22 protein-coding genes are annotated in these 21404 nt (G+C 65.1%); 15 read left to right on the top strand and 7 right to left on the bottom strand.

Annotation, left to right across the window (positions count from 1 at the left end; all coding sequences use genetic code 11):
- Nucleotides 1-5: 5 nt before the first annotated feature.
- From BKA02_RS09845 to BKA02_RS09825, 5 genes are read right to left on the bottom strand one after another with little or no spacing between them, the layout of a single operon-like run.
- On the bottom strand, nucleotides 6-1121 hold the full coding sequence (locus BKA02_RS09845) for an iron-containing alcohol dehydrogenase family protein (protein ID WP_179433605.1): 1116 nt from the start codon (nucleotides 1119-1121) through the stop codon (nucleotides 6-8).
- Nucleotides 1121-1963 carry an ABC transporter ATP-binding protein gene (locus BKA02_RS09840; RefSeq protein WP_343045389.1) on the bottom strand — a complete coding sequence of 281 codons (843 nt, stop codon included), beginning with the start codon at nucleotides 1961-1963 and terminating at the stop codon, nucleotides 1121-1123. Before BKA02_RS09840 ends, BKA02_RS09845 begins: the two co-directional genes overlap by 1 nt.
- 18 nt (nucleotides 1964-1981) lie before the next feature.
- Entirely contained in the window at nucleotides 1982-2767 is a 786-nt protein-coding gene (locus BKA02_RS09835; protein WP_179433604.1) for an ABC transporter permease, read from the bottom strand.
- Nucleotides 2764-3597, bottom strand: a complete 834-nt coding sequence (locus BKA02_RS09830) for an ABC transporter permease (protein WP_343045388.1) — start codon at nucleotides 3595-3597, stop codon at nucleotides 2764-2766. Before BKA02_RS09830 ends, BKA02_RS09835 begins: the two co-directional genes overlap by 4 nt.
- 34 nt (nucleotides 3598-3631) lie before the next feature.
- The gene (locus BKA02_RS09825) at nucleotides 3632-4633 is read right to left on the bottom strand and encodes an ABC transporter substrate-binding protein (protein WP_179433601.1); all 1002 of its coding nucleotides are present in this window, start codon (nucleotides 4631-4633) and stop codon (nucleotides 3632-3634) included.
- 262 nt (nucleotides 4634-4895) lie between these two features.
- Here BKA02_RS09825 and BKA02_RS09820 point away from each other — a divergent pair, with 262 nt between their 5' ends.
- The 3 genes from BKA02_RS09820 (at nucleotide 4896) to BKA02_RS09810 (ending at nucleotide 9247) form a co-directional block, all read left to right on the top strand.
- A complete protein-coding gene (locus tag BKA02_RS09820; protein WP_218844515.1) occupies nucleotides 4896-6479 on the top strand; it encodes an FAD-dependent monooxygenase in 1584 nt (527 codons plus the stop codon).
- 87 nt (nucleotides 6480-6566) lie between these two features.
- Nucleotides 6567-7610, top strand: a complete 1044-nt coding sequence (locus BKA02_RS09815) for an amidohydrolase family protein (RefSeq protein WP_179433599.1) — start codon at nucleotides 6567-6569, stop codon at nucleotides 7608-7610.
- Complete coding sequence (locus BKA02_RS09810) at nucleotides 7607-9247, top strand: FAD-dependent monooxygenase (RefSeq protein WP_179433597.1); 1641 nt, start codon at nucleotides 7607-7609, stop codon at nucleotides 9245-9247. Before BKA02_RS09815 ends, BKA02_RS09810 begins: the two co-directional genes overlap by 4 nt.
- A 21-nt stretch (nucleotides 9248-9268) precedes the next feature.
- On the opposite strand, the gene BKA02_RS09805 is transcribed toward BKA02_RS09810, so the two are convergent.
- Nucleotides 9269-10021 (bottom strand): IclR family transcriptional regulator, encoded by a 753-nt coding sequence (locus BKA02_RS09805; protein ID WP_179433595.1) that lies wholly within the window; start codon nucleotides 10019-10021, stop codon nucleotides 9269-9271.
- Nucleotides 10022-10127: 106 nt separating this feature from the next.
- On the opposite strand from BKA02_RS09805, the gene pcaH reads away from it, so the two are divergent.
- The 12 genes from pcaH (at nucleotide 10128) to BKA02_RS09745 (ending at nucleotide 20506) form a co-directional block, all read left to right on the top strand.
- Nucleotides 10128-10949 carry a protocatechuate 3,4-dioxygenase subunit beta gene (gene pcaH / locus BKA02_RS09800; protein ID WP_179433593.1) on the top strand — a complete coding sequence of 274 codons (822 nt, stop codon included), beginning with the start codon at nucleotides 10128-10130 and terminating at the stop codon, nucleotides 10947-10949.
- A complete protein-coding gene (gene pcaG / locus BKA02_RS09795) occupies nucleotides 10949-11518 on the top strand; it encodes a protocatechuate 3,4-dioxygenase subunit alpha (protein WP_179433591.1) in 570 nt (189 codons plus the stop codon). Before pcaH ends, pcaG begins: the two co-directional genes overlap by 1 nt.
- Nucleotides 11502-12833, top strand: coding sequence for a lyase family protein (locus BKA02_RS09790; RefSeq protein ID WP_179433589.1), 1332 nt, complete (start codon nucleotides 11502-11504; stop codon nucleotides 12831-12833). The genes pcaG and BKA02_RS09790 overlap by 17 nt, the downstream gene beginning before the upstream one ends.
- On the top strand, nucleotides 12830-13624 hold the full coding sequence (locus tag BKA02_RS09785) for an alpha/beta fold hydrolase (RefSeq protein ID WP_179433587.1): 795 nt from the start codon (nucleotides 12830-12832) through the stop codon (nucleotides 13622-13624). Before BKA02_RS09790 ends, BKA02_RS09785 begins: the two co-directional genes overlap by 4 nt.
- Nucleotides 13621-14025 (top strand): carboxymuconolactone decarboxylase family protein, encoded by a 405-nt coding sequence (locus BKA02_RS09780; protein ID WP_179433585.1) that lies wholly within the window; start codon nucleotides 13621-13623, stop codon nucleotides 14023-14025. Before BKA02_RS09785 ends, BKA02_RS09780 begins: the two co-directional genes overlap by 4 nt.
- Nucleotides 14026-14089: 64 nt before the next feature.
- Complete coding sequence (locus BKA02_RS09775) at nucleotides 14090-14836, top strand: 3-oxoacid CoA-transferase subunit A (protein ID WP_179433583.1); 747 nt, start codon at nucleotides 14090-14092, stop codon at nucleotides 14834-14836.
- Nucleotides 14833-15468, top strand: coding sequence for a 3-oxoacid CoA-transferase subunit B (locus BKA02_RS09770; protein ID WP_179433581.1), 636 nt, complete (start codon nucleotides 14833-14835; stop codon nucleotides 15466-15468). The genes BKA02_RS09775 and BKA02_RS09770 overlap by 4 nt, the downstream gene beginning before the upstream one ends.
- A gap of 152 nt (nucleotides 15469-15620) precedes the next feature.
- A complete protein-coding gene (locus BKA02_RS09765; RefSeq protein WP_179433579.1) occupies nucleotides 15621-16328 on the top strand; it encodes a class II aldolase/adducin family protein in 708 nt (235 codons plus the stop codon).
- A gap of 373 nt (nucleotides 16329-16701) precedes the next feature.
- Nucleotides 16702-17505, top strand: a complete 804-nt coding sequence (locus tag BKA02_RS09760; RefSeq protein ID WP_179433577.1) for an ABC transporter ATP-binding protein — start codon at nucleotides 16702-16704, stop codon at nucleotides 17503-17505.
- A 50-nt stretch (nucleotides 17506-17555) separates the two neighbouring features.
- Nucleotides 17556-18656 (top strand): ABC transporter substrate-binding protein, encoded by a 1101-nt coding sequence (locus BKA02_RS09755; RefSeq protein ID WP_179433575.1) that lies wholly within the window; start codon nucleotides 17556-17558, stop codon nucleotides 18654-18656.
- A 98-nt stretch (nucleotides 18657-18754) separates the two neighbouring features.
- Nucleotides 18755-19576 carry an ABC transporter permease subunit gene (locus BKA02_RS09750; RefSeq protein ID WP_179433573.1) on the top strand — a complete coding sequence of 274 codons (822 nt, stop codon included), beginning with the start codon at nucleotides 18755-18757 and terminating at the stop codon, nucleotides 19574-19576.
- A 162-nt stretch (nucleotides 19577-19738) separates the two neighbouring features.
- Nucleotides 19739-20506 (top strand): IclR family transcriptional regulator domain-containing protein, encoded by a 768-nt coding sequence (locus tag BKA02_RS09745; protein ID WP_218844514.1) that lies wholly within the window; start codon nucleotides 19739-19741, stop codon nucleotides 20504-20506.
- A gap of 24 nt (nucleotides 20507-20530) precedes the next feature.
- Here the strand turns inward: BKA02_RS09745 and BKA02_RS09740 are convergent, their stop codons facing one another.
- Nucleotides 20531-21346: an enoyl-CoA hydratase-related protein gene (locus BKA02_RS09740; RefSeq protein ID WP_179433571.1), complete on the bottom strand. Its 816-nt coding sequence runs from the start codon at nucleotides 21344-21346 to the stop codon at nucleotides 20531-20533.
- Nucleotides 21347-21404 lie beyond the last annotated feature (58 nt).

The raw sequence follows: 21404 nt of genomic DNA, 5'->3' as shown, positions 1-21404 counted from the left end.
CCGGCTCAGGCAGGAGCGCCGGCCTGAATCAGCAAGCTGCGCAGATCATCGTCCGTGGACGAACGGACGTTGTTCACGCGGAAGGGATGATTGACCGTCGCCTCCACCATCGATGCCGTTTCCGCGGCACCGATCGAACCCGCGGGAAATCTTGGTTCGAAGCCGACGAGGTCATACAGCGGCTGTAGCTGCGCGATGAGGTCGAGCGCACGAGCGTCATCCATGGCGGGCGCATTGAATGCAGCCACGTACGGAAGCATCAGCCCCGTGCGCTGCCCGTGCGGCAGGTGGACGCTCGGCGTGGCGGCGAGGGCGTGCGACAGACCCATCCCGCTGTTGCCGCAAGCGATGTTCGCGGCGGTGGCCGCCTCGAGCAGAATACTGAGCACGGCGTCATTGTCTCCGCTCTGGTTGGCCCCGGTGGTCACGCCGTCGATCGCCCGCGGAAGGGTGTCGACGAGGGTCTGCCCGGCTTCGTACGCCACAGCCCTGGAGAAGAACGTGGCACGTTTCACCCAGAGCGACTCGATCGCGTGCGAGATCGCATCGAGGCCCGCGTAGAGGAAGACACCGCGCGGTGCTCCTCGCAGGAGAGTCGCATCGAGGATTGCGACTCGCGGTTGCGATCCTTCGATGCGCAGAGACAGATCGTTCGGACGTCCCTCGTCATGCAGCACCAGCACACGAGAGACCTCGCTGCCACTGCCCGCAGTTGTGGGGATCGCAATGGTCGGTGCCGGACGGTTCGGTACCGAACCCTTGCCTTCGAGGCTGAGCACTGAGACATCGTTCCTCAGCAGGATGGCGGTCGCCTTGCCCACCGCCAGCGCGCTGCCCCCGCCGACGACGACCACCATGTCAGCTCCCAGGGAGCGCGCGGCGGACGCGGTCTTCTCCACGTCCGCTATGCCGGGATCGGGATCGACCAGGTAGGTGGCCGCGATCGGCTCCGGAATGTGCGCGAGGACCTGGTCGAGTGCCCCGATGTCCGCGAGGCCGCGGTCGGCGACGATGACGAGCTGCCGCGACTCGAAGGCCGCGATCTCAGCGCCGAGCGAACTCAGACTGCCGATGCCGGTGATGACCTTGGTGTGAACGGCAAAGGTGGGGAATGCGACCATCAGCGTGTGCTCGATTCTTGAGAGTTGGCGTGTTGGATGAGGCCGTGCAGCTTGGTGCGCAGCTCGATGAACTTCGGCTCCTTGCGCGTGTCGATCTGATTCCGCGGGCGCGGGAGATCGACGTCCACGGACTCGAGAATCACGCTCGGGGCCTTGGACAGCACGATCACTCGTTGGCCGAGGTACACGGCCTCGTCGATGTCGTGGGTGATGAAGAGGACGGTGATGCCGAGCTGCGACCAGAGGCGCCGCATCAGATCCTCAAGATCCGCCCGAGTCTGGGCGTCGACGGCTGCGAAGGGTTCGTCCATGAGCAGGATCTTCGGCTGGTATGCGATCGCCCTGGCGATGGCCACCCTCTGCTGCATGCCACCGGAAAGCTGCCACGGGTGCACATCGCCGAAATCCCCGAGACCGACGACCTCGAGGGCCTGCCGGACGAGGTGTTCCCGCTCCGCGCGCGGGAGCTTCTTCGCCTTCAGCGGAAGCTCGACGTTCGCGCTCACTGTGAGCCACGGATACAGACTCCGGCCGTACTCCTGGAAGACGACCGCCATGCCGGCAGGCGAGTCGGAATACTCCTCGCCTGCCAAGCGGATCGATCCTGACGTCGGGGCGAGCAGGCCGGCGATGCACTTGAGGATCGTGGTCTTTCCGGCGCCCGACGGCCCGACCATGCAGACGAACCCGCCCTCGTCGATGTGGAAGGTGAGATCGCGCACCGCTTCGACCTCGCGCTGGCTGGTGGTGTATGTCTTCTGCACGCCGCGGACATCAAGAAGCGCAGCGGGTGCGCTGTCGGCTGTTCCTTCTGCGACTCGGGGCAGGTTCTCGGTACTCACTTCTTCTCCCTCATAGTCCTAGTTGTCTCGATGCGCCTCGTGGATGCTCGTGTACCACGCGAGGACGCGCGTTTCGACGAGGCGGAAGAGCCACGCGAGAATCACGCCCACGACGCCCAGAAGAATCACTCCCGTCCACATCTCGGGTACGGAGAATGTGCGCTGGAACTGCTGGATCGCGAACCCGATCCCGTTCGTCGATGCGAACATCTCGCTGATGACCATGAGGATGATGCCGATCGACAGCGCCTGACGGGCCCCGGCGAAGATCAGAGGAGCCGCGGCAGGCAGCGTCAGCCGACGCAGGCGCATGAGCGCCGGGAGCTGATAGACGCTGGCGGTCGCGCGCTGGATCTCATCGACCTGGCGAACTCCCTCGACGGTGTTGATGAGAACCGGCCAGAGGCAGCCGAGCGCGATGACGACCACTCGCATGGTGTCGCCGATGCCGATGAGGATCATGAGCACCGGGATCAGCACCGGCGGGGGCAGCGCACGAAAGAAATCGAAGAGCGGTTCGAGCAGCTCGCGCAGCGTTCGGAACGAGCCGACGAGTGTTCCGATCGCGATGCCCAGGACCAGCGCGATCGCATATCCGATGAGAAGCCGGACCAGGCTGGGCACCACGTCGCCGACGACACGTCCCTGGCCTATCCACGTGTCCGGGAACGCCGAGAGGATCGTCTGCAGGGAAGGCCAGAAATAGTTGGTGCTCGCGGACGACGCGAACCACCAAAGCGCGACCAAGACGACCGGCAGCCCCAGCGCGTAGAGCAGACGAGTTCTCCATGTCCGAGTCGTCATGAGCTCTGCTCCCTCCGCACCGACGGGTGCCAGCGAAGAACGCTGCGTTCCAGCACCTTCGGAAGGATGTTGGCGGCCACGCCGAGCAGTCCGGTCACGATGACCAGCCCGAACATGCTGTCCGTGGCGGCGGACTGCTGCGCGATCGCGATCTGTTTGCCGAGGCCGGGCGATCCGATGATGAGTTCACCGGTGATCTCGATGATGAGCGCGACCGTCGCAGCCAGCCGGAACCCGATGAAGAGGTAGGGCAGGATCGTGGGCCAGGTCAGGTATCGCACGCGCATCCACCAGTTCAGCTGGTATGTCTGTGCGGTCTCCCGCGCCACGGAGTCCACATCTTGCGCGCCGTAGACCACCTGGACGAAGACCTGCCAGAACGATGCGTAGACGACCAGGACGAACGTGGGGAACCAGCCGGTGCCGAAGAGGATCACGACCAGAGGGATGAAAGCGACCGACGGGATCGGACGCAGGAACTCCACGGTCGTGGCCGTCGCGTCCCGTACCCGGCGGATGCTTCCCACCGCGGCTCCGAGCACACCGCCTGCGACGACTGCTATGGCCAGCCCCAGCAGCCATCCGAACACCGTCGCACCGAACGACTCCCAGAACAGCGACGTCATCAGCAGACGCCCGAGGGCCGCGATCATCTCGCTGAACGGAGGGACGAGGTTCGGATCGACCGCTCCTATCCGAGGCAGGACCTCGAGCACGAGCAGAAACGCGATGATACTGATCGCACCGAGCAGCGCCGCCGGTGGTCGGTGCGCGCCTCCCGAGAACACTCGCGTTCTCGGGAGGCGCGCACCGTCGATGATTTCCGCCACAGAAATATCCTTCGGATATCGAGATTCAGTCAGATCAGTCGATCGGTGTGCTGCCCAGCAGGGCATCGAGGTCGACGTCCCCCTCGATGAGGCCGTAACGATCCGTCGCCTCCATGACGTACTCGAGCGAGGCCCTGTTGAGCGTTGCGGGCCAGCCCGGAAGCACGATCTGCTCGACGAGCTCCGGAGAGAGCTGCGTGTAGTCGAGGAGAATGCGGCGCGCCTCCTCAGGGTTCTCGGTCGCGTAGTCGAGCGACTTCTGGATCGCACGCTGGAACGCCGCTACGACATCGGGGTTCGACTTCTCATACTGCGAACTGGTGAACCAGGATGCGACGGTGAGGTTGGGAACCGCACTGTACGTCTGGAAGATCGGGATCGCGCCCTGGTTGATCGCCATGGTGTGGAACGGCTCCGGTGTGGCGATGGCGTCGACCTGGCCGGTCATCAGAGCATTGACCTGATCCGGGAAGGCGACTTCGATGAACTCCACCTTCTCCGAATCGCCTCCGGCCGCGTCGACGCCGTCACGCACGAGCACGTAGTTGATGTTCGAGATCCCGTTCGTCGCCACCCGCTTACCCTCGAGATCCTTGACGTCCTGGATGTCGCTCCCCGGCGCCACGAGCACTTCCATGTAGTCCTCTCCCAGCGTCGTGTTCCCATTGGACGAGTCACCTTCGGACACGATCTGGACGGGCAGGCCCTTGCTCGAGGCGATGAGCAGCGAGGTCATCTCCGAGAAGCCGAACTGATAGTCCCCGCTGACGACGGCGGGAAGCAGCGCGGCTCCTCCCGAGGCGATCTCCGTGGTGACGTCCAGGTTCTCCTCCTCGAAGAATCCCTGCTCGATACCCAGGTGCAACGGCGCGGTATCGACGATCGGGAGTGTCCCCACGACGATGCTGGTGGGCTCGGTGCCCCCGCTCTCGTCCGAACCGCCGTCGGCAGGGCCGTCTCCGCCAGCACTGCAGCTCGCGAGGGCAAGTGCGGCGACTGCGATGATCGCGCCGCCGACGAAACGTGCTGTGTTCATGATCTTCCTCACTGTCGGGGACCTCGCAGCTCTGCGAAGCCCGTCCTCCCGAAGCACTGCACCTGCGCAGCACTCCTATTATCAGTACTTGATAATCAATTCTCGAAACCTGTTCGTAGGCTATTTAATCCTCCGGGTGCTGTCAAGCGGAGGAAGCGCATCCCTGTCCTGCATGTTAATGGTGTTACTATTAGGCCACAACGGATGATGTTCACCGTTGGCGCCGCTGAACCGCCTTCGGCCACGAGAAAGGTCAGCAGACGTGGAAGAGTACAACGCGGTGATCGTCGGCGGCGGCCCGGTCGGCATGGCCCTCGCACTGGACCTGGGTCTGCGCGGTCAGCGCTGTGCAGTCGTCGAGAAGCGCACGGAGCTCTCGCTGATCCCCAAGGGACAAGGCCTGTCTCAGCGCTCCGTCGAGCATTTCTGGCGCTGGGGCATCTCGGACGAGCTCCGTGCGGCTCGATCCCTGCCCGGAGACTTCGGCATCGGTCAGGTGACCGTCTACGACCAGCTGCAGAGCGGGATCTGGGATGCGCTTCCCGGGCGCGAGCTCATCCAGCGCTACTACTTCCAGAAGAACGTACGCCTTCCGCAATACCGGACCGAAGAGGTCATCCGCCGCCGGGTGGCCCAGCTGCCGAACATCGACACCTTCTTCGGGTGGACGGCAGTCGACGTCGCACAGGACGACAGGTCGGCATCCGTCGTCATCGAACGGGCCTCGACGAAGCGCACCCTGACCGGCGACTACGTGATCGGCAGCGACGGCGGACGCTCGCTCGTGCGCGAGAACGCGGGCATCGCCCGCGGCGGAACCGACTTCGGCGAACTCGTCGCGCTGGTGGTGTTCCGCTCAGCCGAGTTCAATGCGCTCCTTGAGCAGTTCCCCAAACGGACGACCTACCGGGTGATGGCACCGGACCTCCAGGGATACTGGATGTTCTTCGGTCGCGTCGATGACGAGGATCAGTTCTTCTTCCATGCACCCGTTCCCGCCGACGCTCCGGATCCGGAGAGAGCGGCCGTCGAGCTCATCTCCGTCGCCGCGGGCGAGCAGGTCGCCTGCGAGATCGAGCACATCGGCTTCTGGGATCTGCGGGTCTCGGTCGCGGAAGACTACCGCGTGGGCCGGATCTTCGTCGCCGGCGATGCGGCCCACACCCACCCGCCATACGGGGGATTCGGCCTGAACAACGGACTCGAGGACGCCGTCAATCTGTCGTGGAAACTCGACGCCGTGCTCAGAGGCTGGGCCGGAGACGCGCTTCTGGACACCTACTCGCCCGAACGGGGCGATGTGTTCCGCGATGTGGGCGAGAAGCTCATCGCCGGCTGGATCCTGGATGATCGCAGGTTCCTCAGCACTCACGCCCCTGGCGAGGATCCGGATGAATTCAAGAAGGAGTTCGCCGAGGTGTCGCGCGGCTTCGGCAAGCGTCTGAGCACGTTCGAACCGAACTACGAGGGCTCGGCCGCGGTGGCCGGCCCCGCCGGCGGACGCAACGGCGCCATCGGGACGCACACCATGACGGCTCGCGCCGGCCATCACCTCTCACCGGTTCAGCTCACGTCCGGCGAGAACGTCTTCGAAACCCTCGGCACCGGGTTCACGTTGATCGGCCTGGACGCCGACGACAGCGCCGTGACGGCGATCGCGGATGTCGCACGCGCGCTCGGGATCCCCCTGGCCGTGGTTCGCGACGACCGCCGAGGAGAGCGCGCCGAGTATGCAACCCGCCTGATCCTGGTGCGGCCGGATCAGTTCGTCGCCTGGACCGGAGACACGGCCCCGGACGACGCAGGGACCATGTGGCGACGGCTGCTCGGACTGCCCAGGGCATGAGCTTGACGATGCCTCCTGCGATCACTATGTTCTTGAGTTATCGCAATGAGCTATACCACTATCATATTCTGAGAATAGGATCCTCCGATGAAGATCGATTCCTTCTGCCACCTGCTTCCTCCCCGCTACGCCGACCGGTTCTTCGCCATCGACGACAGTGCGCCTCTCAAGAACCTGCAGGAGAGAACCCGCAACATTCCTGCCCTGTTCGACCTCGACCTCCGCTTCCGGCAGATGGACGAGTTCGGCGCCTACCGGCAGGTGATCAACGTCGCCGCACCGCCGCTGGAGGACATGGGCAGCAGCGCGTTCAACGCGGAGATGGCTCGGCTCGCCAACGACAGCCTCGCCGAACTGGTCGCGGATCACCCGGATCGTTTCGTCGGATTCTGCGCAGCAGTATCGCTTGACGACCCGCAGCGGGCGATCGAGGAAGCGGAGTACGCGTTCACCGAGCTGGGCGCCGTCGGCGTGCAGATCTACTCGCATGTGCACGGCAAGCCGCTCGACCTGCCGGAGTTCGACGCGTTCTGGGAGACCATCGCCCGGCACGACAAGCTGGTGCAGGTGCACCCGAACCGCACCTCCGCCTGGCCCGACTACCCGACCGAGACGCGTTCCAGGTTCGAGATCTGGTGGGCGCTCGGATGGGAGTACGACCTGTCGGCGTTCTGCGCCAGGATCGTCTTCTCGGGAATCCTGGAGCGCTGGCCGAACCTCAAGTTCCTCATCCACCACGGCGGCGCCATGATCCCTCACTTCGCCGGGCGCATCGGGCCGGGATGGGATCAGCTCGGAGCCCGCACTCCGCAGAGCCAGCGCGAGGATGTCGAGCTCCCCCACCCGCTGACCCGGCGGCCCATGGACTACTTCAAGATGTTCTACGCGGACACCGCGACCTTCGGTGCGGCCGATCCGCTGTGGACCTCGTTGCGCTTCTTCGGGGTGGATCGCACGCTCTTCGCCTCCGACAGCCCTTACGACCCGGAGAAGGGGCCTGGCTTCATCCGCTCCACCATCGCCGCCATCGAGAGCTTCGAGTCGCTGACCGGAGATGAGAAGGAGAGCATCTACCACCGCAATGCGACGCGACTGTTCGGCTTCGACGCGTCAACACAGAGCGCCTCGTGACCCCGCTTCCCCGCGCGGATGTCGTCATCGCGGGGGCGGGCCCCGTCGGCCTCACCCTGGCGATCGGCCTCGCTCGGCAAGGAGCGAGCGTGCACCTCTTCGAGAAGCGCCCGGCGTTCGGGATGCTTCCCAAGATGGAGAGGTGCAACGCCAGGACGATGGAGAACTTCCGCCGCCTGGGCATCGAGGACGAGATACGCGATGCGGGCCTCGACAACGACATGCCGATGGACGTCTTCATCTGTCTGGAAGACGTCAACCGGCCTCCGCTGGTCACCCACGAGTACGCCTCGGTGAACGAGCTGAAACGGTCCTACCGCTCCACGCACGACGGCACGACGGCGGCCGTGCCTTATCAGCTGATCTCCCAGTACACACTGGAGCCGCTCCTCTGCGAGATCGCACGCCGCTATCCCTCCGTGCAGATCACCTTCGATCGTGAGCTGACGGACTTCACTCAGACCGAGGACGCCGTGCAAGTCGAACTGCGCTCGGCCTCTGGCGAGGGGTGGGAGATCGACGCCGACTACCTCGTAGGCTGCGACGGAGGTGCCAGCACCGTCCGGGATCTCCTCGGATTCACGTTGGAGGGCGAGACGCTGCTCGCGATGCGACAGGCGCTGTTCCGGTCGGATGAGCTTCTCGATCGCATCCCGATCGGCAAGGGACGGCATTATCACATCGCCGACGACAAGAACTCGTTCCTCATCGTGCAGGACGACAAGCAGCACTTCTCCCTCCACGCGACCGTCTCCTCCGATGAGGAGATGCCACCGCTGTTCGAGAAGATCATCGGCTTCCCGATCGACTACGAGACGCTCTACGTCGGAGGCTGGCAGCAGCGTCTGATGCTCGCGAACCGATACCGGGACCGCAGAGTCTTCCTCGCCGGGGACTCCGCCCATCTCGTGATCCCTACCGGGGGTCTGGGCATGAACACGGGGCACGGCGACGCGGTCGACCTGGCGTGGAAGCTCGCGGCCGTCGTCGGCGGCTGGGGCGGCCCCGGTCTCCTGGACTCCTACGAGGCCGAACGACGTCCGACGGGTCGGCGGAACATCGCGGCGTCCCGGCGCGCCGCGAAGGGACGACGTCAGTGGCGGGACATGTGGCGTCCGGAGATCGCCGATGAGAGCGCGGCGGGCGAGCGGGCGCGTGCCGACCTCAGAGAGGTCGCCGAGCGGGAGCAGCGATGGAGCAACGACCTGTACGGCATCGAGCTCGGATACCGCTACATGGCCTCTCCCGTCCTCGCGTACGACGCCGCACCGGACTCGGAGGATCAGCCCGTGGAGTTCGAGTACTCGCCGTCGACGCTCGTCGGAGCCCGGCTTCCCAATGTCTGGCTGCGGGACGGCCGGCCGCTGCAGGATGAGTTCGGATTCGAGTTCACGCTCATCGATACGACGCCCTCCGGTGCCGACGCCAGCGAACTGGCTGCCGCCTTCGAACGGCTCGGGGCGCCGTTCCGCTCGATCAGACCGGATTCCGACCACGCCGCGCGCGTCTACGGTGAGGGCCTTCTGCTGATCCGACCGGACCTGCATATCGCCTGGTCGGGCGACGCCTGCCCCGAGGATGCACAAGGGCTGGCGATGAGGCTCACCGGCCGGTACCCGGCATCGACGGCCCGGTAAGCGGCAGCAGCGCGGATCCTCTCACCGACGGTGGCCCAGAGCGTGGGAGATCTCCCCCGCCGCCGCGTGCAGTTCTGCCAGCGTCGCCTCCACGAGGTCATGCCGACGCAGCACGACCGAGAGCGCCGCCGTGACCGCTCCGGTCTCGTCCTTGACCGGCACCGCCACACCCGTGGAGACCTCTTCGACATATCCCGGAGCGACGGCATGACCGAGGCGCCGGACCTCTGCGAGCTTCCGCCGCAGGGCCGCGGCATCGGTGACGGTCTCACGTGAGAGCGCCACGAGCGGGCCGGCCAGGATCCGCTCCTGCAGTTCGCGCGACCCGAACGCGAGCAGCACGAGCCCCGACGACGAAGCGTGCAAGGGGAGGCGTCCAGCCACGCGAATGACGTTCGATCCCGATTCCGGCCCCGACAGCCGCTCCAGGAACAGCGCCTCATCCTGCTCGAGGACCGCCAGTTGCGTATGCTCGCGCACCCTGGACTGCACGCGCTCCATTGACGGCAGAGCGGCCTGCCGCAGTCGCAATGCATCGGACGAGCGCGTCGCCAGCTCCCACAGGCGCATCCCGATACGGATCCGGCGGTCCTGATCCCGTTCGAGCAGCCCCGCCCGGACGAGGTCGCCGACGATGCGATGCGCCGTCGAGTCGGGCAGGCCGGATCGTCGCCCGATCTCAGCCGCAGTCTGGACCATCCGGGCCGCTGTGAACGTCTCGAGCACCCGAATGAGCCGGCCGGCGACGGAATCGCCGGAAGGAGAATTCGCCATGGTCTCGCTAGCGTACAACAACTCTCATTGAATGGGAATCATCCGCAAATGACCGCGACGCCCGCACATCATGGAAGGACATCACCACCGGCGTCGAAGGAGAGGCATGACAGAAGGAGCATCCGGCGCGACGGACCTTGAGACCCCGCATGCATCGGCCGGCCTGCAGCCCCAATCCCTCATCTCGCAGGAGATCGGCGACTTGCATGCCGAGTACCGGTCTCGTGAGGTCACAGGTGAGACCCTGCCGACGACGGTGCAGGATTTCCCTCCGTACAGATCCAGCCTTCTCCGTCATCCGACGAAGGACCCCCAGCTCGTCGACCCCGAGTCGATCGAGCTCTGGTCGCCCGCGTTCGGCCAGCGAGACGTGGCAGAGATCGAATCGGATCTCACCCTGCAGCACAGCGGCGAACCCCAGGGCGAGCGCATGACGGTACGCGGACGTCTTCTGGACTCGTGGGGCCGCCCGATTCCTCACCAGCTCATCGAGATCTGGCAGGCGAATGCCGCGGGACGGTACGTTCACAGACGCGATCAGCACCCGGCACCGCTGGATCCCCACTTCACCGGCGCGGGCCGTGCGATCACGAACGACGCCGGCGAGTACTTCTTCACGACGATCAAGCCGGGCCCCTACCCCTGGAAGAACCATCTCAACGCCTGGCGACCTGCGCACATCCATTTCTCGGTGTTCGGAGCCTCGTTCACTCAGCGGCTCATCACCCAGCTCTATTTCCCGGGGGATCCGCTTTTCGCCCTCGACCCGATCTACAACAGCATCCATCGGCAGGAGGATCGGGATCGTCTCGTCGCCGTGTACGATCACGATCTGTCCGTGCCGGAGTTCTCTCTGGGGTATCGGTTCGACATCGTCGTCGACGGGCCCGATGCCACCTGGTTCGAGCCCGAAGGAGGGGATCTGTGATGGCTGAGGTTCCCGAAAGGACCCATGGCACCACGGGGAGCCAGACGATCGGTCCCTTCTTCGCCTTCGGCCTGGAGTACCCGCGGATGCACGAGGTCGTCCCGCCGCAGTCGCCGGGGTCGATCGTGCTGGGCGGAACGGTCTACGACGGCGCCGGCGATCCGGTTCCGGATTCCATGATCGAGATCTGGTCGACGGACTCCGACGGCTCGGTCCCGCGTCTGCGCGGTTTCCTCGCGCGCGATGGTCGCAGCTTCACCGGCTTCGGGCGAGCATTCACGAACGACGAGGGGCGCTACGAGTTCTGGACCCGCAATCCCGGCGCGCCCGGCGACGGCGCACCGTTCTTCGCGGCCGTCATCTTCTCGCGGGGACTGCCGAGCAAGCTGCACACCCGCATCTACCTCCCCGGGAACGATGCGCTGCTCGAGGCCGATCCGCTGCTCTCACGTCTGACGGCTCCTGAGCGCGACACGCTCGTGGCGACGCGCGCCCCCGACGGTCACCTGCAGCACGACATCCGTCTACAAGGCCAGAAGGAGACCGTCTTCCTTGCGTTCTCGAACTGAGTCGCCTGCCCTCGACCACGGCCTGCTCTCGCCGGTGACGACCGGCTTCGACGAGGCGGTGACCGATGCTGCGATCCGCGACGCCCTCGTCGGCACGGAAGCTGCTCTGGCGAGGGCGTGGGCGAAGGTCGGCGCCGCACCGACCGAGCTCGCAGACGCGATCTCGAACGCCTTCGCCCGGCGAGACGACATCGCCCGGGCGGTCGATCTGGACGCACTGGCCAGGGCGGCGGTCGCGGGAGGGAATCCGGTGATTCCGCTCGTCGGCATGCTGCGATCGGCCGTCCCCGCGGAGGCCCGCGAATGGGTGCATCGCGGCGCGACGAGCCAGGACATCCTCGACTCCGCGCTCATGGTGGTCGCTCAGCAGGCCGCCGGCGAGACGGTCGCCGTGCTGCGGGATGCGGAAACCGCCGTGGCGGCGCTTGCGGAAGCGCACCGGAACGATGTCGGTGCCGCTCGATCGCTCACGCAGCACGGAGTGCCGACGACATTCGGGCTGCGGGCCGCGAACTGGCTGCGCGGCATGAAGCGTGCAGCCGGGCGCCTCGAGCAGCTCGCCGCCGATCTTCCCGCGCAGCTCGGCGGCGCCGGCGGTACGCTGGCGTCCTTCGTGCAGATCGGCGGCAGCGCCGGCGCGGCGCGGCTCCCCGCGGCTTTCGCCGCCGAACTCGGTCTCGCCGTTCCGCACGCGCCATGGCATACGACGAGGTGGCCGGTCACAGAGCTCGGAGACGCACTCGTTCAAGTGCTCGACGCGCTGGGCGTCATCGCCGCCGACGTCGCAACCCTCAGCCGCACCGAGATCGGCGAGGCCCACGAACACGCCGCCGGCGGCTCGTCGGCGATGCCGCAGAAGCAGAACCCCACCGCGGCAGTGCTCATCCGTTCGGCGGCGGTCCGGGCGCCGCATCTCGCCGCGACCCTGCACACCGCGTCGGCGCTCGCGGTCGACGAACGACCAGACGGGAGCTGGCACGCGGAGTGGCCTGCTCTTCGCGAACTGTCGCGGCTGGCGCTGGGCGCATCGGGAACCGCGAGGCGGCTTCTCGAAGGGCTGCGCGTCGATTCCGACGCGATCGCCCGGAACCTGCGCATGACCGGGAGCCTGATCGTCGCGGAGCGAGTTTCGATCGCGCTCGGAGAAGAGGCGGCGACGGCATTGATCGAGGCCGCGCGCGCCGGGACGGATGTCACGGCGGCCCTCGCCCCGTACGCGGCTTCCGCGGGTCTCGACGTGCACGAGCTCCTCGACCCTGCCGAATATCTGGGTTTCGCATCGTCCCTCATCGACAGCGCATTGGAGGAGGAATGACCGTGCCGAGGATCGCCCTCACCGCGCCGGTCGGGCCGTCGAGCGCGCCACTGGTCGTCCTCGGCCCCTCGCTGGGCACCTCGACGATCCTCTGGGAAGAGGTCGTTCCCCTGCTCGCACAGCGATATCGTGTCAGCGCCTGGGATCTGCCCGGCCATGGAGTCTCGCCGAAAGCGTCGGCGCCCTTCACGGTCACAGAGCTCGCCGATGCGGTCGCCGACGTGGCCGGCAGCGAAGGAGACAGCAGCATCCTCTACGCGGGCGTCTCGCTCGGTGGCGCGGTGGGGCTGGAGCTGCTGCTCGCGCACCCCCGGTTTGTCTCCGCAGCGGCCATCGTGGCATCGGGCGCGTTCCTCGGCGGTCCGGCCCCGTGGCATGAGCGCGCAGCGAAGGTGCGCGCCCAGGGAACGCCGAGCCTGTTGTCGCAATCGGCCGGGCGCTGGTTCGCACCGGATTCGCTCCAGAAACGCCCGGTCATCGGCGGAAGACTGCTGCACTCGCTCAGCGATGCCGACGACGAGAGCTACGCCCTCTGCTGTGAGGCTCTCGCGGATTACGACGTGCGGGAACGCCTGGCAGAGATCTCCGCACCGACGCTCGTGCTGTGGGGCGAGCACGATCAGGTCGCTCCGGAATCGAAGGCGGAGGAGATCACGGCGGCGATCCAAGGCAGCAGATCGCAGCGCATCGCGGAGGCCGCGCACCTTCCCCCCGCGGAACGGCCGCATGCGGTCGCGGAAGCGCTCCGGCGATTCTTCGACTCGATCACCACCCGAAGGAACGACGCATGACCTCTCCAGTCGCCGATGACGACCTCACGGATCTCCAGCGCCGCGAGAACGGCATGCGTGTTCGCCGTGAGGTGCTCTCCGACGAACACGTCGATCGCGCGAACGACGGCATCACTCCGCTGACGGCGGACTTCCAGGACTTCATCACGCGGGTGGCGTGGGGGGACGTGTGGCAGCGGCCGGGCCTCGATCGGCGGATGCGTTCGGTCGCAGTGCTCGCCTCACTCATCGCGCACGGCCATCATGAGGAGCTCGCCATGCACCTGCGAGCGGCACTGCGCAACGGGCTCACGATCGCCGAGGTCAAGGAGGTCATCCTGCAGAGCGCCGTGTACTCCGGCGTGCCGGCCGCGAACACGGCGTACCGCGTCGCCCAGCAGGTCTACGGGGATGAGGCGTGATCGCCGCGTTGCTCAGGAAGCGAACGCTTGTTCAGACAGCGAACCATCGAGGGATCGGAGCGATATGATCGACAAGTCCGTCGCCGACGCGCGAACCGCCCTCGGCGACATCCGCGATGGCTCTACCATCCTGATCGGCGGATTCGGCCGAGCCGGGCAGCCCGTTGAGCTCATCGATGCTCTGATCGCCCACGGCGCGGCCGATCTCACCATCGTGAGCAACAACGCGGGCAACGGGGATACCGGTCTCGCGGCGCTTCTCGCCGCAGGGCGCGTGCGCAGGATCATCTGCTCGTTCCCCCGTCAAACCGACTCCTGGATCTTCGACGGACTGTATCGCGACGGACAGATCGAACTCGAACTGGTTCCTCAGGGAAACCTCGCTGAGCGCATCCGGGCCGCCGGCGCCGGAATCGGCGCCTTCTTCTCGCCCACGGGTGTCGGCACACAGCTCGGGGAGGGCAAGGAGCAGCGAACGATAGATGGTCGCGACTACGTGCTGGAGTATCCGATCCACGCCGACGTCGCGCTCATCTCGGCCTTCAAGTCCGACCGCTGGGGCAACCTGATCTATCGCAGGACGGCACGTAACTTCGGCCCCGTCATGGCCACCGCAGCGAGTACGACGATCGCACAGGTCGATGAGATCGTGCCGCTCGGCGACCTCGACCCGGAGTCCGTCGTTACCCCGGGCCTCTTCGTCGATCGCGTCATCGCGGTCGGTTCGCGACTCTGGCTCGAGGACGACGCCTTCGTCGGCGGCGTGGATCTGGAAGGGCAACCGCTGGCCTCAGAGGAGATGCGTTCATGACCACACGACTCGATCGTGACGAGCTCGCCGCCCGCATCGCCTCCGATATCCCGGAAGGCTCATATGTGAACCTCGGCATCGGAGCCCCGACGCTCGTGGCCGACTTCTTGCCGACGGATCAGGAGATCATCCTGCACACCGAGAACGGCCTGCTCGGCATGGGCGAGGCCCCCGATCCGGCGCACATCGACCCGGATCTGATCAACGCGGGCAAGCAAGCCGTCACCGCCCTCCCGGGAGCGTCGTATTTCCACCACGCCGACTCGTTCGCCATGATGCGCGGCGGGCACCTCGACGTGTGCGTGCTGGGCGCTTTCCAGGTCTCACAGACGGGCAATCTGGCGAACTGGTCGACGGGCGCACCTGGTGCCATCCCGGCAGTCGGCGGCGCGATGGATCTTGCGATCGGCGCGAAGAGCGTCTACGTCATGACCGATCTGCTCACCAAGTCTGGCCAGTCCAAGCTGGTCGCCGAGTGCACCTATCCGCTGACGGGGATCGGCTGCGTCTCGCGGGTCTACACCGACCATGCCGTATTCGACGTGACCTCGCGCGGCTTTGCCGTGCGGGAGGCGTTCGGCGATAACACGACGGAGTCGCTCTCCGCGCTGACCGGGCTCGCGCTTCGGTGACACCATCGGACATCTGTATGTTATTTATGATGGTTAGTCCAATTTGCAGTAGACTGCAGAGACCCACGCGGCCGAGCAAAGCAGCGTCGCCAGCTCCCACTCTGGCCTTCCCACCCAGCCGCAAGATCTCCGAAGGATCGTGAGGACACCACATGTCAGCGAACATCGCAGAAGCCAAGGAACTGGTCGCAGAGGCCGGCCGGATCCTCCACGTACACGGACTCGTCGACTATCTGGGACACGTCAGCATCCGGGTCGGCGACCAGGTGGTCATCAAGCCGAAGCATTCCCCGACCGTCCGCGGCCTGAGCACGCTGACAGCGGATCGGATCATTACCGTCGATCTTGAAGGACGCAAGCAGGAGGGCGAGGGGATCCCCGTCGCAGAGACCTTCATCCACACGGAGATCTACAAGGCCCGGCCGGATGTGCAAGCAGTGGTGCACACCCATCAGCATGCGACGACGGTGCTCGGCGTCCTGGAACGACCGATCCTGCCGCTGCTGCACATTCCCGCATCCTACGTGGACGAGCACGACTTCGGGCTCTACCCCCACGCGCACCTCGTGACCACCCCCGAACAGGGCGCCAACCTGGCGAAGGCCCTCGGTGACAAGACCTTCTGCCACCTGCAGAACCACGGCATCGTCTCCGTCGCCGAAACCCTGCAGGAGGCGACCGTCAACGCATTGCTCCTCGAGGAGCTCGCCCGCACGAACCTCGAAGTGCTGCAGACCGGTCTGCCCCCGCGACTCATCCCCGACGACGAGCTCGCCGATCTCCGCGAGTTCCGCGGGCCCTGGCCCGGTCGGTGGGAGTACTTCCGCGAGCAGACCGAGATCGCGCTCGCCGGTCGCTGACCCCTGGGGTGCGCCCCTCCCGTCAGAGACGCGGGCGCCCGCCCAGCGCGCCGACGAAGGACTCCAGGGCCGGAATCACTCCCGCAAGCGCAGTCCGATGCTCTATGTCCAGCTGAGTGAACGCCCGCTGCACGACCTCATTTCTACGCGCCATCACTTCCGCCATCCGCCGTCAAACAGGTTGTCGAAACTCTTAGGAGGAACGCCTCGCCCTCTGGGCATTTTTCGATCTACGAAGTACTTGCGAAAAATGGCGTCTCGCGCAATCATGGAATACGAACCACGATCACAAAGGAGTTCTTGTGGGGACTTGCGCACTGCACGAGGCCGCACTCGACGCGACCGGGCATGATGTCGCTCGACGGGTGAAACAATGATCCGGATCAAGGATCTGTCGCACACGTTCGCGACGAGCGAGCGAAGTCACTTGGCCCTCGACCGCGTCTCGGCCGCGGTGCAGAGAGGGAGATTCGTCTCGCTCATCGGTGCGAGCGGTTGCGGCAAGACGACGCTCCTGCGCATTCTCGCCGGCCTCCTCCGTCAGAGCGAGGGCACGGTGACGGTCGACGGTCGAATGCCGGAGCTCGGCCGTGAAGACGTTGCGTACGTCTTCCAGCAAGACGCCCTGTGGCCCTGGCGGACAATCGAAGGTGCCGTGTCCTTCCCGCTCGAAATGCGCGGATTCTCGAAGAACTTCCGATCTGAGAAAGCCAAAGAGGCTCTGAAGCTCGTCGGTCTCGCTGGATATGAGCGTGCCTATCCCCATCAGCTGTCCGGCGGGATGCGGCAGAGAGTGAACATCTGTCGTGCGCTCGTCTCCGAGCCGGCGCTGCTGCTGATGGACGAGCCGTTCGGCGCACTCGACGCGCAGACCAGAGAGTATCTGCAGGGCCAGCTCGCGAGGATCGTGAACGAGACGGATCTCACGGTCGTCTTCGTCACGCACGACATCTCGGAGGCGATCTATCTCAGTGACGAGGTCATCGTGCTCAGTTCCAGCCCGGGCCGAGTCAAAGAGGTCGTATCCGTCCCGGGGTACCGCAGTGACCGAGACCTGTCATTCAAGCGGAGTCCCGAGTTTCAGGCCTACACCGAGCATGTATGGACGCTCATCGCCGACGATGTGCGCTCCGCAATGGTCGACACATCGCTAACCGAAAGGTCGTCAGAATCATGAAAGAGAACTCACTCGCCGCAAGGTTGCGGCGCACGGTCTCCGTTGGAGGCATGACCATCGCGACATTGTCCATCGCAGCGTGCAGCGCCCCCTCAACCGCGCCATCGTCAGCCGAGGAGGATCCCGGCGCCGTCGGCTCCGCGGTTGAACCGACCACGCTCAGAATGCTCATCCCACATCCGGGCGACCCCGTCCCGTTCGGTCTCGTCACGTTCTCCGCACTGGAAGACGCGCAATTCGCCGGAGACGACCCCGTCACGGTGGAGCAGCTCGACTTCTCGAACTTCGGGCAGATGGCCGTGCTGGTGTCGCAGGGCGAAAGCGCCGAAATGGCGAACGGCCTGGGCATCTCATCGATCCTGCCCGCGTGGTCCCAGGGAGCCAAAGACTTTCGCGTGATCGCGGTTGACGCGATCAAGCCGGTCTATCAGATCGTCACTATTCCGGAGCTCCCCGACATCCAGGAACTCGACGGACAGACTGTAGGGATCCTGGGCCCTACGGCCGCCGGCACGGATGCCCTGGACGTCGTCCTCGGCGCGGCGGGGCTCACCGGACAGGTTCAGCAAACCCAGGTCGGAACCGGAAACGCAGGTGTCGCCGCACTCGAAGCGGGTCAGATCAAGGGCCTCGCGTTCGCGCCCCCTCAGGCGACCGAATTGGAGGCTCAGGGCTATCACGTTGTCGGAGACATGGTCGACTACGTCGACAGCTACATCACAGGCATGACCGTAGTGAATGCCGACTGGGCAGAGGAAAATCGCGACGCCGTAGTCGCATACCTGAAGCGGCTGGTCGAGGCAGGAGAATGGCTTGCCAATCCCGCGAATGAGGACGCTGTCGTGAGCCACTGGCAGACCACCGTCAGCTCCAGCGGCGGAGGCAAGATCTCCGAAGAGACGGCGAAGGCAATGTACGACTACTACGTCCGTGACGGTCGGCTCGCTTTCGATGGCTATGCACCTCAGTCGGCCCTCGAGGGCAACCTCGGAGTCTCGACCTGGAGGAATATCCTCAAAGGTAGCGATATTCCCGCTGATCTCACTGATGCATTCGACTGGAGCTACCTCAACGAGGCGCTCGCTGCAAGCGGCAAGCCGGAGGTGCCCGACTACACGACACTCGCCCCGACCGAGCTCGACCTCGACTGAACCTTAGAAGCCGCGGAACCTGTCGGAGCGCCTCCTTGACGGATCCGTGGCGGTCGCAGATTCCGACTCTTTGAAGCCCGTGAACAGAGGAGCCCGATGTGGCTACAGCCACGACAACCGAGACGATTGCGACGTCGGGGCGGCATCGCCGACGCTTTTACGAATCGAACGCGTTTCGCATCATCGTCCTGCTCATGGCATTTGTCGTTCTCTGGCAGTTGCTGGCCGACTACGTCATCACATCGCCGCTGATCTTTACGTCCCCGCTCAAGGTGGCGCAGTATGTCGCCGAGCAGTTCGCGACCAACGGGCCGCTGCTCAACGACATCTGGACTTCCGGACAGGAGTTTCTGATCGGTTTCACCAGCGCGGCAGTGCTCGGAGTGCTCCTCGGGTTAGCTCTTGGCGCGAACGACACGGCACGCAAGTGGGCGAACCCCCTGCTCAACGCCCTTTATGCGACCCCCATGCTCGCGATTGCGCCCGTTCTCATCGTGTTGCTCGGGCTCGGCTTGTGGCCGAAGCTCATCATCATATTCCTGGAGTGCATTTTCCCGGTGATCACGGGGACGATGGTCGGGGTCACCACGACGAACCGACTGTACGTCGAGGCCGGCGAGGTCTATGGCGCAAAAGGATGGAAGGCCCTGCTCAAGGTGTATCTGCCCAGTTCCGTTCCCTCGATCGTCGGCGGGCTCCGACTCGCCATCGGGCGCGGAGTCATCGGGGTCATCGTGGCTGAGTTGTTCGGGTCGACCGCCGGTCTCGGTCACAACATCTGGAACGCATCGCAGACATTGGACATGCCTGCGATGTACACGTCGGTCCTCATCCTCGCCGGCGTCTCCGTCGGAGGCATGAGCCTGCTCGGCTGGGTCCACAAGAAGATCACACCCTGGGAGGCCGGTCCCCGAGCCTGAGAACCGATAGAGGCTCGCCCGCGTCAACCGACCGAGAACATCACCTGCATGGATGCGAAGCATTTTCGGTAGAATGGGAAGAGGTCGGTAGATATCCCGCCGAGCTCCCCGCTCGCGGAACGCCAGCGGCTGGATCAACAGTCGTGGAGAGGCAGCACCTGAATGCCCAGCAGAACGATGCAGCGCGAGGAGAGCATGGGCGGACTCGCCAAAGGTCTCGCCATCATGGAGTGCTTCTCCCGTAACCGCCCACGGCTGACCGTCAGTGAGGCGGCGACCCTCACGGACATCACTCCGGCATCGGCACGTCGCTGTTTGCGAACGCTTGAGGGGCTCGGATACCTGAGCTACGACGGCAAGTTCTTCCGGCCGACGCCGAGAATGACGCGGCTTTCGACGTCATACACCAACACCAATCCGCTCCCGCTTCTCGCGCAGCCATTGCTCGCCGACCTGCGCGATCAGATCAACGAGTCCTGCTCGCTCGTGGTGCTCGATGGCAACTCGGCGCTGTTCATCGCGCGCGCGGAGTCCACTCATGTCGTCTCTACGGGCTTCAGTATCGGATCACGACTTCCTCTGTACTCATCCTCCGCGGGTCGGGTACTGTTGGCGGCGTTCGATGACGACGACCTTCAGAACTATCTTCGAGACGTACGCCCGCAGTCGAGCACACCGAACGCGCTGACGACCATCGCTGCGATACGCGACCGAGTGCAACAGATCCGCCGCGACGGCTACTCGATCAACGACGAAGAAATCGAACTGGGGCTGCGGGCAGTCGCGGTTCCCGTCGTCGACGTCGGCGGGAAGACGGTCGCCTGCGTCGTCATCAGCGCGCTCGCGGCACGGACATCGTTCGAAAGGTTACACGAGGAGTTCTTGCCGAAACTGCTCGTCAAAGCGCGCGATCTCGGCAAGATGCTCTGAGACTCTATACATCCGGGACGGCGGTCAGGAGGCTCGGTATGCGTTCTCTCCGGGCTTGAACTCCTTGCTGATGAATCCCCCCACCCCCTTCTCCAGCCATTCGCCTTTGGTCGCCTGGGAAAGCTCTGCGACGGTCGCGTTCGCGTATGCGAAGGCACCCTCTCGCTGCATATGAATGCTGTTGCGGTACAGACGCTTCGCGAGCGCAAGCGTCTCCCGCTTTTTCTCGAGGAGACTCGCCACGAGGACCGCAACGGCATCGTCCAGATCCGCGCCGGGCACCGAAGAGTTCACCAACTTGATCTCCGCGGCACGAGGGCCGTAGAAGGGCTCGCCGGTCAACAGGTGATACATCACATCACGCGGATGCAGCACATCACCGAGCATCTTGGAGACGGGCCCTCCGGCGACCTGACCGAAGTTGATCTCCGACAAACCGAACTTGGCCTCGTCAGCAGCAATGGCGAGATCACACCCCAAGACGATGGGGAACGCACCCCCGAAGCAGAATCCGTTCACCCTCGCGATCGTCACCGCGGGCTGAAGCGGAAGCAAACGGCCTCGCCAATCTTGTGACAGGTAGCGGACTCTGTTGAGCTCATCGATGTCGGACGCCAGGTCAGCGAAGTGCTCCTTCAGATCCATTCCCGCCGAGAAGGCATCGCCAGCGCCCGTGATGACCAGGGCCTTCGTCTTCTTGTCATGGAGTTGCCGGCTGAGAAAATCGTGCATCTCCTCGTGCAGCTGCGGGTTCATCGCGTTCTTCTTCTCGGGACGCGACAGCGTCACCGTGGTCAAAGCATCGTCTCGATCGACCCTGATCGTCTCGTAGTTGCTCATTCGTTCATCCTCGACTTTCGATACCGCTCGGTGATGGGACCAGCGCCCGCAGGGCTGG

The organism is Microbacterium pseudoresistens (genome assembly GCF_013409745.1).
Lineage (GTDB): Bacteria > Actinomycetota > Actinomycetes > Actinomycetales > Microbacteriaceae > Microbacterium > Microbacterium pseudoresistens.
Note: the sequence above shows the minus strand (reverse complement) of the source record. Positions and strands in the feature narration are given on the sequence as shown.

What these genes read in the sequence shown, in the direction of transcription:
- BKA02_RS09845 (WP_179433605.1), bottom strand. Translation starts at nt 1,121, where the DNA reads ATGGTCGCATTCCCCACCTTTGCCGTTCACACCAAGGTCATCACCGGC.
- BKA02_RS09835 (WP_179433604.1), bottom strand. Translation starts at nt 2,767, where the DNA reads ATGACGACTCGGACATGGAGAACTCGTCTGCTCTACGCGCTGGGGCTG.
- BKA02_RS09825 (WP_179433601.1), bottom strand. Translation starts at nt 4,633, where the DNA reads ATGAACACAGCACGTTTCGTCGGCGGCGCGATCATCGCAGTCGCCGCA.
- BKA02_RS09815 (WP_179433599.1), top strand. Translation starts at nt 6,567, where the DNA reads ATGAAGATCGATTCCTTCTGCCACCTGCTTCCTCCCCGCTACGCCGAC.
- BKA02_RS09805 (WP_179433595.1), bottom strand. Translation starts at nt 10,021, where the DNA reads ATGGCGAATTCTCCTTCCGGCGATTCCGTCGCCGGCCGGCTCATTCGG.
- pcaH (WP_179433593.1), top strand. Translation starts at nt 10,128, where the DNA reads ATGACAGAAGGAGCATCCGGCGCGACGGACCTTGAGACCCCGCATGCA.
- pcaG (WP_179433591.1), top strand. Translation starts at nt 10,949, where the DNA reads ATGGCTGAGGTTCCCGAAAGGACCCATGGCACCACGGGGAGCCAGACG.
- BKA02_RS09785 (WP_179433587.1), top strand. Translation starts at nt 12,830, where the DNA reads ATGACCGTGCCGAGGATCGCCCTCACCGCGCCGGTCGGGCCGTCGAGC.
- BKA02_RS09780 (WP_179433585.1), top strand. Translation starts at nt 13,621, where the DNA reads ATGACCTCTCCAGTCGCCGATGACGACCTCACGGATCTCCAGCGCCGC.
- BKA02_RS09775 (WP_179433583.1), top strand. Translation starts at nt 14,090, where the DNA reads ATGATCGACAAGTCCGTCGCCGACGCGCGAACCGCCCTCGGCGACATC.
- BKA02_RS09770 (WP_179433581.1), top strand. Translation starts at nt 14,833, where the DNA reads ATGACCACACGACTCGATCGTGACGAGCTCGCCGCCCGCATCGCCTCC.
- BKA02_RS09765 (WP_179433579.1), top strand. Translation starts at nt 15,621, where the DNA reads ATGTCAGCGAACATCGCAGAAGCCAAGGAACTGGTCGCAGAGGCCGGC.
- BKA02_RS09760 (WP_179433577.1), top strand. Translation starts at nt 16,702, where the DNA reads ATGATCCGGATCAAGGATCTGTCGCACACGTTCGCGACGAGCGAGCGA.
- BKA02_RS09755 (WP_179433575.1), top strand. Translation starts at nt 17,556, where the DNA reads ATGACCATCGCGACATTGTCCATCGCAGCGTGCAGCGCCCCCTCAACC.
- BKA02_RS09745 (WP_218844514.1), top strand. Translation starts at nt 19,739, where the DNA reads ATGCCCAGCAGAACGATGCAGCGCGAGGAGAGCATGGGCGGACTCGCC.
- BKA02_RS09740 (WP_179433571.1), bottom strand. Translation starts at nt 21,346, where the DNA reads ATGAGCAACTACGAGACGATCAGGGTCGATCGAGACGATGCTTTGACC.